Below are 14,757 nucleotides of genomic sequence, written 5' to 3' on the forward strand. Positions count from 1 at the left end.
GCACATATTGCCCCAACCCGGTTCAGGTTTTGCACCAAATCGCGCCAATATTCCCCCTTAACGCCGCCCCCCGGTGCCTGCAGGCTGGTACGGGAATTGCTTCTCCCTGTTATGGCTACGAAGGAGAAGAACATGAAAGCAATCATCATCGGCGGCGGTATCGGCGGGCTTTGCGCCGCAATCGCATTGAAGCGCTGCGGCATCGAGACCGAGGTTTTTGAAGCGGTGAAAGAGATCAAGCCGGTAGGTGCGGCGATTTCCATCTGGCCGAACGGCGTAAAGTGCCTTAACTATCTCGGCATGAAGGAACCCCTGCGCCGGCTCGGCGGCCCGATGCACTACATGGCTTATCAGGAATATCTGCACGGCCATACCCTGACGCGTTTCAGCCTGGATCCGCTGATCGCCAGCGTCGGCGAACGCCCCTATCCGGTCGCCCGTGCCGAACTTCAGGCCATGCTGCTGGATACCTACGGTCGTGACAATGTGCGCTTTGGCAAGCGCGTCAACGGCCTTGAAGAAACCCAGGATGGCGTCATCGCCTGGTTCGAGGACGGCAGCCAGACCCACGGTGATTTTCTGATCGCCGCCGACGGCACCCATTCAGCCATCCGCCCTTACGTGCTCGGGCATGGGGTGGAGCGTCGCTATGCCGGTTACGTCAACTGGAACGGGCTGGTGACGATTGATGAATCTATCGCCCCGGCCGATCAGTGGACCACTTTTGTCGGTGAGGGCAAGCGGGTTTCGTTGATGCCGGTCTCCGGCAACCGTTTCTACTTTTTCTTCGACGTTCCGCTGCCGACCGGGCTGGCGGAAGACCGCAGCACGGTGCGCGCCGATCTGCAACGCTACTTCGCCGGTTGGGCCGAACCGGTGCAGAAACTGATTGCCGCGCTCGATCCCGACACCGTCAACCGCATTGAAATTCACGATATCGAGCCCTTCGAACAGTTGGTGCGCGGCCGGGTGGCGTTACTGGGCGACGCCGGTCACAGCACCACGCCGGATATCGGCCAGGGCGGCTGTGCGGCGATGGAAGATGCGGTGGTGCTGGCGATTGCGCTACAAACCAACTCACTGGGCATCGAGGATGCGCTGCTGCGTTATCAGGAGAAACGCAGCTACCGGGTGAAGGATTTGGTGCTGAAAGCGCGCAAGCGCTGCGACGTGACGCACGGCAAAGAGATGGAGATCACCCGCAGCTGGTACGAAGAGCTGAAAACCGAAACCGGCGAACGCATTCTCTCCGGCATGAAAGAGACTATCCTGGGGGGGCCTCTGGCCTGATCCCCTTGCCCCTTCTCCTGGCGGAAAAGGGGCAAGCCCTCAAAGACTCTGAGTACGGATACGCCCCGCCGACAGTTCAATGACCCGGTCCGCCGAGGCGATGGTTTCCGGCCGATGAGCGATCAGTAAAATCGGCAGGCCAAGCCGGCGCAAGGTGCGGCTGACCAACATTTCGTTGGTGACGTCCAAATGGCTGGTCGCCTCATCCAGGATCAACAGCTTCGGCTCTTTATACAGCGCCCGCGCCAGCAGCAATCGCTGTTTCTGCCCGGAGGACAAGGTCCCACCCATTTCACTGATTAAGGTCTGGTAGCCCATCGGCAGTTGCTCAATGTCCTGATCCAGCTGCGCCAGCCTGACGCATTCGCCAAGTTTATCGTTGTCCCTTTTCGGTGAGAAAAACGTAATGTTGTCGGCAATGGAACCGCGAAACAGCTGATCTTCCTGCAATACCGCACCGATATGCTGACGAGTCTGTTGATAATCGGCGCGACGGTGTTCAACGCCCAGCGTGCGTATCACCCCCGCAGAGGGCGGATATAATCCCAGCACCAGCTTGGCCAAGGTGGTTTTGCCGCTGCCGGATGCCCCGACCAACGCCACTACCTCGCCGGGCATGATGTCCAGCGAGACTTGCGACAGGATCTCCCGTTCGGTTCCTGCGTATTTGAAACTGACCTGTTCCAGGCTCAGAACCGGCAAATCGGCCGGCCAGGCGCTTACCGGGCACACCGGCCCCTGGTTGCCGGCCTGTGACGCCGCCGCGCCTTCACGTGGGGTCAGCACGATATCGGCCAACCGCTCGTTATAAACGTCCAGCATTCGGTAGGCGACCACTTTGTCTATCAGGCCGTTAATGCTGCCCGAAAAACGCCCCTGAAAAGACATATAGGCCACCAGCATGCCCACCGAAAACTCGCCGGCCAGCACCGAGCCGGCGCCCAGCCACAGCACTGCCGCAGCGACCACGCTGCCGATAACGGTCTGCATGATACCGTATACCATCATCAGTTTGCTTTCGCGCAACTGGGCATTGCGCCGGGCGACGTTCAGATTGCGCCAGGCAGATTCCCGCGGCATCAGCGCGCCATTCACCCGCAGGCTCAACACGCCGCGCAGGCTTTCCAGAAAATGGCTGGATTCTTCGGTGCCGGCATTCCAGCTGTCCTGCGCCGCTTTACGCAGCGTGCTGAACCAACACAGGCGCAACAGGGCGTAAACGGCGGCGGCGGCCAAGGCCACCAGGGTTAACTTTACGCTGTAGAAAAACATCATGATCAGCGTCCCCACCACCAACAGCACGTCCAAAAAGGCTTCGAGCAGCGTTGTCGTCAGGGTGTCCTGTATGGTGTCGACGGCATCGAACTTGGCACTGATATCCCCCATGTTGCGTGCCTCAAACCAGCCTATCGGCAGGCGCAGCAAATGGTGAAACACGTTGGCCGTCCACTGCATATTGAAGTTGACCGCCATAGTCAGCGTCGCCCACTGCCGGGCCAGTTCCAGCAGCATCTGGGTGCCGGTCATCAGCAGCATGGCGATGACGATCAGCGTCAGCAGGCTGGCGTCCAGCGCCACCAGCACCTCATCGATCACCAGTTGGTTTATCAGCGGGCCGAGCAGCGCCAACACCTCCAGCGCCACGGCGAAGCAAAAGATCCTGGCCAGCGCAGGTTTTAGGCCGTGCGTTTTACCAATCAAGGTTGTCAGGCGGATCTTTTCCCTGCGATCCTGGGTTTCAAACCGGTGGTTGGGCGTCAGTTCCATCGCGATGCCGGTAAAATGGCGGTTCGCCTCTTGCAGACTCATTTTCAATTGGCCGCGCGCCGGATCGTGCAGTTCCAGCGTTTGCCCCCGCACCCGCCGCAGAACGGTAAAATGGTTCATGTCCCAATACAAAATGCAGGGCACGGCCAGCAGGTGCAGTTCATCCAGCTCCAGCCGAATGACGCGACCGCTTAAATTCAAGCCTTCGGCGCACGTCATCAGTTGCGAAAACGTCATGCCAAGCTGCGAAACATGACATTCCGTGCGCAGCGTTCGCATATCGACCTGGTGCCCATGCCAGCCGGCTATCATCGCCAGACAGGCCACCCCGCACTCCGCCGATTCCGTTTGGCGGATCAGCGGCAGGCGCTTTCGCCAGCCCCAGTTAATCATCTCTGTTACGTCCATGCTTACATCCTCCCTTGCAGGCTCCATAACGGCTCCAGCAGCCATTCGTACAGGCGGCGGCTGTCCAACTCAATGTCCGCGGACACCGCCATGCCGACGCGCAGCGGTTCCTGCCGGCCATAAGCCGTAATGGTGGTTTTATCCAGCGCCACGATCACACGGTAATGCCCTTCGTTTTCCTTCCAGACCAGCGGATTTTGCAACAACGCATCGCCGGCGCTGAGGCTGGCATGCGTGATGGTGCGGGTAGAGCCGTACTGCACGCCAAATTTTTCATAGGGGAACGAGGCAAAACGCAGGCCGACGCGCTGGCTGGGTTTGATAAAGCCCACCGCCTTGCTCGGGGCAAAAAGCTCTACCTGCAACTGCGCCCCGTCCGCCACCATCATCAATAAAGGATCGTTGGGTTTCACCGTCTGCCCGGCGCGGGCCAGCACCACGGCGACATCCCCGTCTACCGGCGCGGTCAGCGTATTGTCGCGCTGGGCGCCGAGCTCTATTTTTTGCTGATCGATGCCCTGCAACTGGCGTTCAAGCTCGGCGTCCCGCCCCTGCTGTTGTTGTTGGAGCGTTTGCAGTTCCGAACCTGCCGCCGCCAGTTCGCGTTTTAACCTCAACTGCGCCTGCCGTTGGACTTCGACCTTTTCCCGCATCGTCGACAGTTCCATTTGCTTTTGCTGGAATTCGATTTCGGACACATAGCCTTTGGCTATCAGCTTGCGGTAACGCGCCATCACCGAATGCGAGAACGCCGCCTGTTGCTGTACCAGCGTCAACGCAGAGCCCAGGCTGGTCAGTTCGTCATCCAACTGTGCGATACGCTGCCGCACGCCGGTTTGCCGCAGAGCGCTGGTCGCCCGCTCTTGTTCGCGCTGGTGTTCCAGCATGCGGTATTGCTGATCCAGTGACGCGGCCACCGACGCCAGCGCGCCAACGCCCTGCCCGTTGAAATGCTCGCCGCTGAGCCGATAAAGCGGCTGGCCGGCCTTAACCTTTTCTCCTTCAGCCACCAGACGTTCAGTGACCTGCCCGGCATTGCGGGCAACCACTTTGATCAACCCGCTGGAGGGCATTACCACGCCTTCCAGCCGCGCTTTACGGGTATACTCGCCCAGCATCAGAAATAGCAGGATAGCCAGCACCAGCGCACCGCTGGCCCAGGCATAGGCAGTTAAACTGAGGCTGGGCGGAATAATGACTTCGCCCTCGGCCTTGGTCGCCTGCGCGGTGAAATAGCCCTCTCGATACAACTGGGGCGGACGTCCTGTCATGGGAATTACACCTTAAGGCCCGTTTATAAACCGGTGGTTATTTTCCTTTCCCCGCACTTTTCCCCATGCGGATACACCAATGTAGCGCAATATAAAGGTATTTTATTGTAGCAATCATGCCCACCGGCACGCAGAAAATAATAATATATTTCGCCCACCCATCAGGGATATCGATATTAAACCAGCCGCCAGACTGGCTCAGCCCCACAGCTCTGAATAAATCATGAGACAATCGCACGGGCACTGCCGGCAATAGCCCCGCCAACACCGCCGCCAAATGCGGCAAGGCCTAGAGCCCATGCGCATTCAGAGCTTATTCCGGGGGATAAATTGGGCATGAAACCGTTAGCCTGTCCACCATAGTTAGTCGATGTTCCGGTTGCCGTAGCAGCCCTTTTTACTGCGGGTATCTACGCTGCTTTCACCACCGCCAGCGAGCATATTGACTTCATCCTTGGTCAAAACCTGCATGATATTCACTTCCGTTATTTATTAACGTTGTATTTGATAATGAGTATGATTTTAAAAATCACACTAGATATAACCATCCTGACAATTATTGTCAACCGGGAGAGGTATTTAAAAGACAAAATAAAAATGAGCTACAATAACGTTTTAATTAAATAACTAACGAGAATCGTTATTTAATGAAAGCATGATTTTTAATATACATTGGGTTTTACACTCTTATATTTCAGACCCAATAGCGCTGACCTAATGAACAAACCGCTACCGCATGGTTCGCCATCGGCACGGCTTAGGGTCTGGAAGAGAGGAGAAAGTAGCGACAGCACGCTGCAATGGCTTTCTTTACGCAGCGGCTGGTCGCTTTCTTAGTTATGGCAAAACTCTGGCGGCGCTACAAACGCTCGTTGAACCAGGCGATCTGGTGGGCGATGATGCTGTCAAAGTGCGGGCCGGCGTACATGTCATAGTGCTTCGCGCCAGGTTCAACATGCAGTGCCTTCTGTGTGGAGGCCACCGCGTCGTACAGCGCAATACCCTGCTCCGGCGGGTTTACGGTATCGGCACCGGCAACTACCACCAACACCGGGCAATCTACCCGCGCTGCGTTGTCTTGCGGCTTGTACTGCAGGGTTTCGCGCACGGTCAGGAAAGGAATTTTGATGTCCATCGCCGGGTACAGAACCTTGTTATGCTCGAAGAAGGCTTTCGACTCTTCGTCATTCAGCACCCGGGTAATGGCAACCAACATCTCTTTGCCGCTGGCCTGCTTTTTTTCCGCCATTTTGCTTAACGTGGCGATAAACGCCTGCTTCTCGTCCGCAGACATTTTCCCCGTCACGATCTCTTCCCCGTCGGCGAAGGCCAACTGGCTGACAACGCATTTGATGTCCGGGTTGTTGGCGGCCGCGCCCAACACGTGGCAACCGCCAAAAGAGGTGCCCCACAGGCCAATGCGCGAGCTGTCGGCTTCAGGCAATGCCTTCACCCACTGGGTCACCGCCAGGATATCGTCGATTTGCATCGCCGGAACCAGGCGACCGCGTTCACCGTCGCTGGCGCCAAAACCGCGGTAATCGAAAGTCACCGCCACATAGCCGGCATTGGCGAAAGCCTCGGCAAATGCGGGCAGCAGAATTTCCTGAATACCGCAGAAGCCATGGCACAGAATAATTACCGGCGCCTTGGCGATCCCATCAGGTAAACGGACTGTCAATGCGATGCCGCCATCCGTTTTGTGCGTACTTAACTGCATATTAACTCCATGTTTTTCATGCCTAAGACAAAAGGCAGAGTACCTCACTCACCCAGTAGACAAAACAATAAATAACATTGAGTAACAATTTAAGATTATTAATGATTCCCTGGATTGGCGCGCAGTCTGGCCACCTGAGCCTCCACTTCTCGCCATGCCGGTTTTTGGCCGGCATAGCGTTGACGCAGGTAATTCACCAGATCCGCTACCTGCCGATCGGAGAAGCTGTCCTTGAAGCCCGGCATAAAGCCCAGATCGGCGGTGGCCGGTTTGGCAATGCCTTGCAGGATCACTTTGATCAGGTTATCCGGCCGATCGCTGAAAATATTGGTGTTATTGGCCAAATCCGGGCTGACGCCAAACAGCTGCGGCCCACCGCTGGCGGCGCTGTGGCAGGCCTGGCAAGCGCCCTGGAACAGACGTTCGCCGGCCTGCTGCGCCTGCGCGGGTTGCAGGCTTCCGGCTAGCTGTACCTGCGGCTCCACGTTTAACGTTGTCGGAGTGCTCAGAGAGATAAGATAGCCGGCCATGGCCCGCACGTCAGATTCCGGCAGCGTAGCCAGTTCGCTGACCACCGGCCCCATCGGCCCGGCCGCCACGCCGTGTTCGGCGGAATGGCCGCTGCGCAGATACCGGAATAGCTGTTCTTCGTTCCAGGGTTTGTCCGCATTGGCCAGTTGGTTCAACGCCGGCGCTTCCCAGCCGTCCACCATCGCCCCTGCCAGGAAACCGGTACCGCCCTTTTCCGCCCCCATCAGGTTACGCGGCGAATGGCAGGCGGCGCAGTGGCCCAAGCCGTTGACCAGATAAGACCCGCGATTCCACTGCGCAGTTTGCGCGGGGTCTGGCTGGTACTCGCCCTGGCGCAGAAACAGCGCATTCCAGCCGGCCATCAGTGGGCGCAGATTAAACGGGAAACGCATCCGGTTAGCCGGGTTGCTCTGCGCGACCGCAGGCTGCGACATCATGTAGGCATACAGCGCTTGCATGTCGCCGTCGGTCATTTTGCTGAACGACGTATAAGGAAACGCCGGATACAGATGGCGGCCGTCGCGGCTGATGCCCTGGCGCATCGCCCGATCGAAAGCGGTAAACGACCAGTTGCCGATGCCGGTTGCCACGTCCGGGGTGATATTGGTGCTGTACAGGGTGCCGAACGGGGTTTCCATCGCCAGGCCACCGGCGTTGGTCGCGCCCTCCGAGGTGGTATGACAGACCGCACAATCCCCGACGGCGGCCAACTGACGCCCACGTTCCAGGGTCGCGGCAGACCAGGTGCCTGCGCCCGGCGTGGCAACCGGTGCAATCGCCGTCCGCCACGGCAGTGCCGTAGCCGCGACGCCCAACAGGGCGCCGAAAATACCGGCCGCGCCGCCGAACCACCATTTGCTGCGCCTGGGTTTGGCCGCCGGCGCAGGCTCCTGCCGGGCCCTATCCGGACCGTTCAGCGCCTCGCGCAGCCGATCGGAGGTGATCGGCAATTCGCGAAAGCGAATGCCGGTGGCGTCAAACACCGCGTTGGCAATCGCCGCCGCGCTGGGTACCGAGGCGGACTCACCGGCGCCCAGCGGCGGATCGTACGGCCTCGGCATCATCACCACATCGACCGTCGGCACCTCCGGGAAGGTCAATATCGGGTAAGCGCCCCATTCCTTGCTGGAAATCGTCGATTCTTCGAAGGTGACGCGCTCTTTCAATACCCGACTGGTCGACTGGATGACGTTGCCGTGGATCTGGTGACGCACCCCGTCCGGGTTGACCATCATGCCGGCGTCGTGCCCCACCACAATGCGCGTGACCGCCACTTCGCCGCTGGCCTTGTCGATTGCCACGTCGGCGACCCAGGCCGCCCAGGCGGCACCAAAACCGGGAAACTTGCTGTGTATATAGCGCGCATAGGCGAAACCGCGCCCGCGCAGCACGCCGTCTTCCGCCGGTGTCTGCATCGGTTCGGTATGCGGCGTCCAGCCGGCGCGTTCGGCGGTGCTGCGCATCAGTTCGGTGGCACGTTCATCGTTGATGTAACGCAGCCGGTATTCCAGCGGATCGACGCCGGCGGCGTTAGCCAGTTCGTCGATATAAGACTCGTGCGCGAAGGTATTCGGCAACGCCGACACGCCGCGCATCCATGAGGCGCGCACGATTGGCGCCATATCCTCAATGCTGACGCGCAGCGCCGGGTAGTCATAAGGCGGCACCGAGGTGCGGTCGCCCATTTCATAAGCCACAGGCACGGGTTCAACCCTGCCGGTCAGCAGCAGCGCCAGCGTCGGCGCGCCATTTGAGGGGTAATAGGTGCGAAAATCATAGGCGACGGGATGGCCTGCGGCGTCCAGCCCGCCATCGACCTCCATCAGTTGCGCGGTACCCTTCGGTTCCCACAGGTGTTCCTGCTCGCGCGTCAGTTGCACCCGCACCGGGCGGCCCACCGCCCGCGACAGCAACGCCGCATCGGCGCATACGTCATCGGCGCAGTTGCGACCATAGCAGCCGGCGGCCTCCATGCGGATAATGTCAATCTGCGCTTCCGGGTATTCCAGCAGCCAGGCGAGGTCGGCGCGCAACAGGTGCGGGTTTTGAGTGCCGGACCAGACCCGCAGTTGCTGCGGCTGGTAGTCCGCCAACGCGCAAGAGGGGCCGATAGAGGCATGCAACTGGTACGGCCACAGATAGCTGCGGGTGATACGCCGATCGGCGGACGCCAGCGCCGCATCGACGTTGCCGGTGTCATGCACCACTCGCGTTGAATGCGGATTATCGCGCAGCGCCTGCGCCACGTCGGTCATCTGCGGCAGGTTGCGTCGCCAATCCTTCCAGCTCACCTGCAGCGTCTGCGCCGCCTTGATCGCCTGTTCCTCGCGCTCGGCGACGATGCCGATAAAGTCCCCGATCACCACCAGTTTGACGATACCGGGAATCGCGGCGATCGACTGCTCATCCACCGCCAGCAGGCTGGTACCGACGAACTCACCGCTGTCGTAACCGGCGTACGGTGGCCGGACTACCCGGCCATGCAGCATATTCGGCAGGCGCATGTCGTGCACATAGGTAGTTTCGCCGGTCGCCTTGGCCGGAATATCGACCCGCGCAGTGCTGGTGCCCACCAGCCGGTATTCGGCCTGCGGTTTGAGCGGCGCGTCGCCGGAAATCGGCAACTCGACATGCACCCCCGCCACCAGTTCGCCGTAGGTCAACGTCTGCCCTTGCGGACCAACAATAGCGCCGTCGCTCAACGTCAGTTGATCTGGCGCGCTGTTAAAACGCTGCGCCGCCTGTTGCAGCAGCCAGCGGCGCGCTTCGGCGGCCGCATTGCGCAGCGGCACGGCGGAAATCTGCAGCGTGGCGCTGGCTATGGTCGCTCCCTGGTTTGGCGTGCTTTCGGTGTCACCCAGCACCATGCGGACCTGCTCCATCCGCAGATACAGTTCTTCGGCGACAATCTGCCCCAGCGCGGTGCGCACGCCGGTGCCGAGATCGACATGGCCGTTAAAGGCATAGACCTCGCCGCTGTCGCAAATGGCGATAAACAGCCCCTGCTCTTTGGGCTTCAGGGCAGGCGTTTGGCCTTTCGGTACCAGGCCCGGCGGCGGCTGGATCTGATCGATAACCAGTAGCGTGCCGTTACGTTGCAATAATTCGGCCTGGCTCGGCAATGAGAAACGAGCGTCAGTCATGCGGGTTTTCCTCACTGCTGCAGAGAATAATGGCGCGCTGAACCGCACGCAGGATTTCGATGTGGGTGCCGCAACGGCACAGATTGCCGGACAGCGCCTGGCGGATTTCGCCGTCGCTCGGCGAAGGGTTGCGATCCAGCAGGGCTTTGGTGGTCATGATCATGCCGTTGAGGCAATAACCGCACTGCGCGGCCTGCTCTTCAATAAAGGCGCGCTGCACCGGGTGCAGGTGGTCACGATCCCCCAACCCTTCCAGCGTGGTGATCGCCCTATCGGCCACGCCCAGCGCCGGGATCACGCAGGAGCGTGCGGCAATGCCGTCGATCAGCACGGTGCAGGCGCCGCATTCGCCGAGGCCGCAGCCGTATTTTGGGCCGTTTAGCGCCAGATCGTTACGCAACACCAACAGCAGCGGCGTATCCGCCATGACCTGGATATGAATGTTTTTTCCGTTCACCGACAGCATCAGCGAACGCTCCGTCAGCGTTTTTACCGCCCCCTCCCTGGACGTTGGCACTTCAGATATCGCCATTGTCGCGTCTCCGCCTGCGTTCCGGTTATACCCGTCATCTTTCAAACCGCAGCGTTGTTACCTGCACTTGCGCCCCCCAGTCACTTACCGGAGTAAGCTCCTGGGGATGAGCAAGCTGGGCGCCTGGCTGCAACTTGAAAGCTATAGGGTATGTATTGTGGGCCGTGACCTCGCCGCAGGCCACTCACCGGACAACCGCAGTTACGGGGAGCGAATTAGCCTGACGGCGGGTCTTCCAGCATTTTATTGAGCAGGAACATCAAGGCTACACGCTCGGCCGGATTGAGCGTGCCGAAGGTTAATTCCGTGATCTTCGCCGCATGCGGCACCGTTGCCGCCAACAGCGCAGCGCCGGTGTCGGTCAACCCGACCACCACTTTGCGCCGGTCTATCGGATCCGGCATGACGGTGATCAACTCACGCGCCTTGAGGCGCTCGACGATGCCGCGAATGGTGGCCTGATCGACCGCCGTCACCTGCACCAGTTCGGTCAGTGAGCTTGGCCCCATGTCGCGTACCGCGCACAAAGTAATAAACTGCACGGCGGTCAGTTGCGAATCCCCGACGTTCTGCTGGAATATCGCTACGTGGCGTTGATAAACCTTGCGCAGCAGGTGCCCGACTTGTTCGGTAAAATGATAGTTTTCGGCTTTGCCGTCATCAACGGCCGAGTCTTCGGGGGGCGTCATTGCGTTACTCTCACCATCTATGGAAACTACCGAGAATAGTACAAACCCCCGCGGTTAACAGCAACGGTTAACCCTGGCGCACCCGCGACGCCGCCGGCGCTATCACTTCCCCTTCGGCCACCACCGTCTGACCATCCAGGCTGATATCGCAGCGACGCAGCGCAATATCCATGTGGCACGGCGTTTTTCGCGTGCCGCCGACTTCGGTATTCGGGCCGGTGGAGAACAGGAAGTTGCCGTAAAATGCACGCGCATCCATACACATACCGTCGTTTTTATCGTGCAGGCCCATTGCCGTCCACTGGGCGCGCGGTTGCAGGCCCCAACCGATATGCGAGATGCCGTACACTTCCGGATCCTTGAAATACTTCATGTATTCACGCAAGTATTCCGCCTCGAAGCCGCCGTGAATACCCGTCACAAAGCCTTGCTCAATCTCCAGCGTAATGCGTTCACGGGCATAGCTCTTGAACGGCAGCAGGATATCGCCGACGTCCAGCACCAGCACCCCTTCCGCCTGCTCTTCATTCGGCCAGGTAAACAGAAAACCGCTCGGCCAGTGATCCCAACGTCCCGGCTCGTCGGCATAACCGTATTCGGTCACCGTCGGATATTGCCCCAAGGGTGCGCGAAAATCGCTGCCGGCGGCGGATGTCACCCGCATCAGCTTCGCCTGTTCCAGCACCGCAGCCGCCGCCAATACTCGCGCTTTGTCTTCTGAGTCAGGCAACATCCGTGCCAACACCTCCGGCGGCTCGACCGCCAAAAGTATGCGCGTGCCGGTTTTCAATATTTGCTCCTGCTCCGGCGAGTGCAGCAACATCATGGTATCGACGATCAAATCTGCGGCTTCCAGCGCACGCTGCGCGGCAGGGTTGCCGGTCAGCGCCGTGTCGCCGCAGTAAGCGGTCATATCATTGCCCATCGCCCGCGGATGGTTGAACGAAGGGAGCTCCACCGCATACACCTTGGCCCCCAACCGCAGCGCGGCATCGGTGGCGGCGCGTACCGTACGCGCATCGGAATAGTGGCTTTTCAGGATGGCTACGCTCTGCGAAGCATCCACTTTCGACAGCGTAAGCACCTGCTCGAACAGTTGAACCAGCTGACTCTCATTGACCGCCATGGTGTATCTCCTGTTTCGCTAATGAATGACCGACGCACTCGGCGCTGGTGAGGTTATTTTGCACAAATTAAAGTGAACACACTCTTTAAATTATCTAAGCCCAAAATTCAACGAGAAGCAAGCCACTAACATCACCCATAAGTAAATCCTATTTTATGCCCGTAACAGGCTGTGATTAACATGAGTTTACCAGCAAGCCGCGACTCGTTAGCGTGAGCAAGATCTAAATTAACACTTGTGCAACTTTTAAATATTAAGTGTATACACTATAAAACATTCGTCCGGCATTACTGCGGACAACGCCTAAAAAGACCAACAGTCAGGGGAAATATGATGAGTAAACAACAACGCATTGCCGTGGTCGGCGCAGGCCTGGGTGGCGCCGCCGCCGCCGGGCTGCTGCAAAAAGCCGGCTTTACCGTCGATTTGTATGAGCAAAGCCCGGTGTTTTCACGCCTCGGTGCCGGTATCCATATGGGACCGAACGTACTGAAGATTTTCCGCCGCCTCGGTATCGAACAGCCGCTGGAGCAAATGGCTTCGCACCCGGACTTCTGGTTCAGCCGCGATGCCGAAAGCGGCGACTATCTGTCGCGCATTGAATTGGGGGCATTTGCCCGCAAAGAGTACGGCGCGGCATACGTTACCGTGCATCGTGGCGATTTACAGGCATTGCAGATGGCAGCTCTGCAACCGGGCAGCGTGCACTTTGGCAAATGCCTGAGCAAGATTGAGGACCGCGGCGACGACGTGGTGTTGAATTTCGCCGACGGCACCAGCGCCACCGCCGATATCGTGATTGGCGCCGACGGCATCAATTCACGCATTCGCGAACACCTGTTGGGCGTCGAAGCGCCTACCTACAGCGGCTGGGTGGCCCACCGCGCACTGATCCGCGGCGAGAAACTGGCCAAATACAATTTGAGCTTCGAAGACTGCGTGAAGTGGTGGTCGGCGGATCGCCACCTGATGGTCTATTACACCACGCAAAAACGCGACGAATACTATTACGTCAGCGGCGTCCCCCACCCGGCGTGGGATTTCCAGGGCAGCTTCATCGACAGCAGCCGCGAAGAAATGTATGAAACCTTCGCCGGTTATCATCCGATCGTGCAAGCGCTGATCGAGTCCAGCGAGCAGGTCACCAAATGGCCACTGCTGAACCGCAAACCGCTGCCGCTGTGGAGCGAGGGCCGCATGGTGTTGCTCGGCGACGCCTGCCACCCCATGAAACCGCATATGGCGCAGGGTGCGGCGATGGCGATCGAAGATGCCGCCATGCTGGCGCGCTGCCTGCAGGAAACCGGCCTGACCGACTACCGCACCGCCTTCCAACTGTATGAAGCCAACCGCAAAGAGCGCGCCTCCCGCGTGCAGGCGGTGTCCAATGCCAATACTTTCCTGCGCACTCAGGAGGATCCGGCCTGGGTGTACGGCTATGACCTGTATGCGCAGGCGCTGAAATCGGAGAACGCCGCATGAGCCGCTTCCTGTATGGCGCGAACGTGCAGGCCAACGGCATCCGCCAGCACTACCTGCGCTACGGCGGCCAGGGCCCGGCGCTGATCCTGATCCCCGGCATCACCAGCCCGGCGATCACCTGGGGGTTCGTCGCCGAACGGCTGGGAGAAAAATACGACACCTACGTGCTGGATGTGCGCGGGCGCGGCCTGTCTTCCAGCGGCCCGGAGTTGACCTATGACGCCGAAACCTGTGCGCAGGACGTCAACGCTTTCGCCGCCGCGCTGAAGCTGGACAGCTATTCGCTGATCGGCCACTCCATGGGCGCGCGTTTTGCCCTGCGCGCTGCGGTGCTGCAACCGGCCGGCGTGCGCCGGTTGGTGCTGGTCGATCCGCCGGTTTCCGGCCCCGGCCGCCGCGACTATCCCGGTAAATGGCCGTGGTACGTCGACTCCATCCGCCAGTCGCTATCGGGGATGGATGCCGAACAGATGCGCGCCTACTGCCCGACCTGGAGCGAGGAGCAGCGGCAGTTGCGCGCCGAATGGCTGCACACCTGCTATGAACCGGCCATTCAACGTGCCTATGAAGATTTCCATCAGGTTGACAGCCACCGCGACTATCCCGCGCTGAGCATGCCGACGCTGCTGATGATCGCGGGCCTGGGCGGAGTGATATTGCCGGAAGACGAGGCGGAGATCCGCGCGTTACAACCGGAAATCACCCTCGCGCACGTGGCAAACGCCGGGCATATGATCCCGTGGGACGACTTTGACGGTTTCTTCCGCGCCCTGGGCGATTTTCTGGATTAACTAAGGA

At 59.6% G+C, this 14,757-nt stretch carries 11 protein-coding genes; 3 read left to right on the forward strand and 8 right to left on the reverse strand.

Annotated elements, in window-relative coordinates; translation table 11 throughout:
* The first annotated feature begins 132 nt into the window (after window positions 1-132).
* A complete protein-coding gene (gene hpxO, locus D4100_RS02675) occupies window positions 133-1,290 on the forward strand; it encodes an FAD-dependent urate hydroxylase HpxO (protein WP_119802966.1) in 1,158 nt (385 codons plus the stop codon).
* Between the two features lie 39 nt (window positions 1,291-1,329).
* Here hpxO and D4100_RS02680 read toward each other — a convergent pair whose 3' ends face one another.
* The 8 genes from D4100_RS02680 to D4100_RS02715 all read right to left on the reverse strand — a co-directional run bounded on the left by D4100_RS02680 (window position 1,330) and on the right by D4100_RS02715 (window position 12,477).
* The gene (locus D4100_RS02680; protein ID WP_119802968.1) at window positions 1,330-3,465 is read right to left on the reverse strand and encodes a peptidase domain-containing ABC transporter; all 2,136 of its coding nucleotides are present in this window, start codon (window positions 3,463-3,465) and stop codon (window positions 1,330-1,332) included.
* 2 nt (window positions 3,466-3,467) lie between these two features.
* Complete coding sequence (locus D4100_RS02685; protein ID WP_119802970.1) at window positions 3,468-4,736, reverse strand: HlyD family secretion protein; 1,269 nt, start codon at window positions 4,734-4,736, stop codon at window positions 3,468-3,470.
* A 37-nt stretch (window positions 4,737-4,773) separates the two neighbouring features.
* Window positions 4,774-5,022, reverse strand: a complete 249-nt coding sequence (locus D4100_RS02690) for a hypothetical protein (protein WP_237141134.1) — start codon at window positions 5,020-5,022, stop codon at window positions 4,774-4,776.
* A 573-nt stretch (window positions 5,023-5,595) separates the two neighbouring features.
* Window positions 5,596-6,456 carry a UilS family quorum-quenching N-acyl-homoserine lactonase gene (gene uilS, locus D4100_RS02695; RefSeq protein WP_119802972.1) on the reverse strand — a complete coding sequence of 287 codons (861 nt, stop codon included), beginning with the start codon at window positions 6,454-6,456 and terminating at the stop codon, window positions 5,596-5,598.
* Window positions 6,457-6,554: 98 nt separating this feature from the next.
* Window positions 6,555-10,130, reverse strand: a complete 3,576-nt coding sequence (locus D4100_RS02700; RefSeq protein WP_119802974.1) for a molybdopterin cofactor-binding domain-containing protein — start codon at window positions 10,128-10,130, stop codon at window positions 6,555-6,557.
* Window positions 10,123-10,662, reverse strand: a complete 540-nt coding sequence (locus tag D4100_RS02705) for a (2Fe-2S)-binding protein (protein ID WP_065506281.1) — start codon at window positions 10,660-10,662, stop codon at window positions 10,123-10,125. Before D4100_RS02705 ends, D4100_RS02700 begins: the two co-directional genes overlap by 8 nt.
* Window positions 10,663-10,877: 215 nt before the next feature.
* Complete coding sequence (locus D4100_RS02710; RefSeq protein ID WP_065506280.1) at window positions 10,878-11,351, reverse strand: MarR family winged helix-turn-helix transcriptional regulator; 474 nt, start codon at window positions 11,349-11,351, stop codon at window positions 10,878-10,880.
* Between the two features lie 67 nt (window positions 11,352-11,418).
* Entirely contained in the window at window positions 11,419-12,477 is a 1,059-nt protein-coding gene (locus D4100_RS02715; protein WP_119802976.1) for a 2,5-dihydroxypyridine 5,6-dioxygenase, read from the reverse strand.
* A 330-nt stretch (window positions 12,478-12,807) separates the two neighbouring features.
* Here D4100_RS02715 and D4100_RS02720 point away from each other — a divergent pair, with 330 nt between their 5' ends.
* Both D4100_RS02720 and D4100_RS02725 read left to right on the forward strand, forming a co-directional pair.
* Window positions 12,808-13,959, forward strand: coding sequence for an FAD-dependent monooxygenase (locus D4100_RS02720; RefSeq protein ID WP_037432839.1), 1,152 nt, complete (start codon window positions 12,808-12,810; stop codon window positions 13,957-13,959).
* Window positions 13,956-14,750: an alpha/beta fold hydrolase gene (locus D4100_RS02725; protein ID WP_065506278.1), complete on the forward strand. Its 795-nt coding sequence runs from the start codon at window positions 13,956-13,958 to the stop codon at window positions 14,748-14,750. Before D4100_RS02720 ends, D4100_RS02725 begins: the two co-directional genes overlap by 4 nt.
* Window positions 14,751-14,757: the final 7 nt, after the last annotated feature.

The sequence above is a fragment of the Serratia inhibens genome, from assembly GCF_003591175.1.
Taxonomy (GTDB): domain Bacteria; phylum Pseudomonadota; class Gammaproteobacteria; order Enterobacterales; family Enterobacteriaceae; genus Serratia; species Serratia inhibens.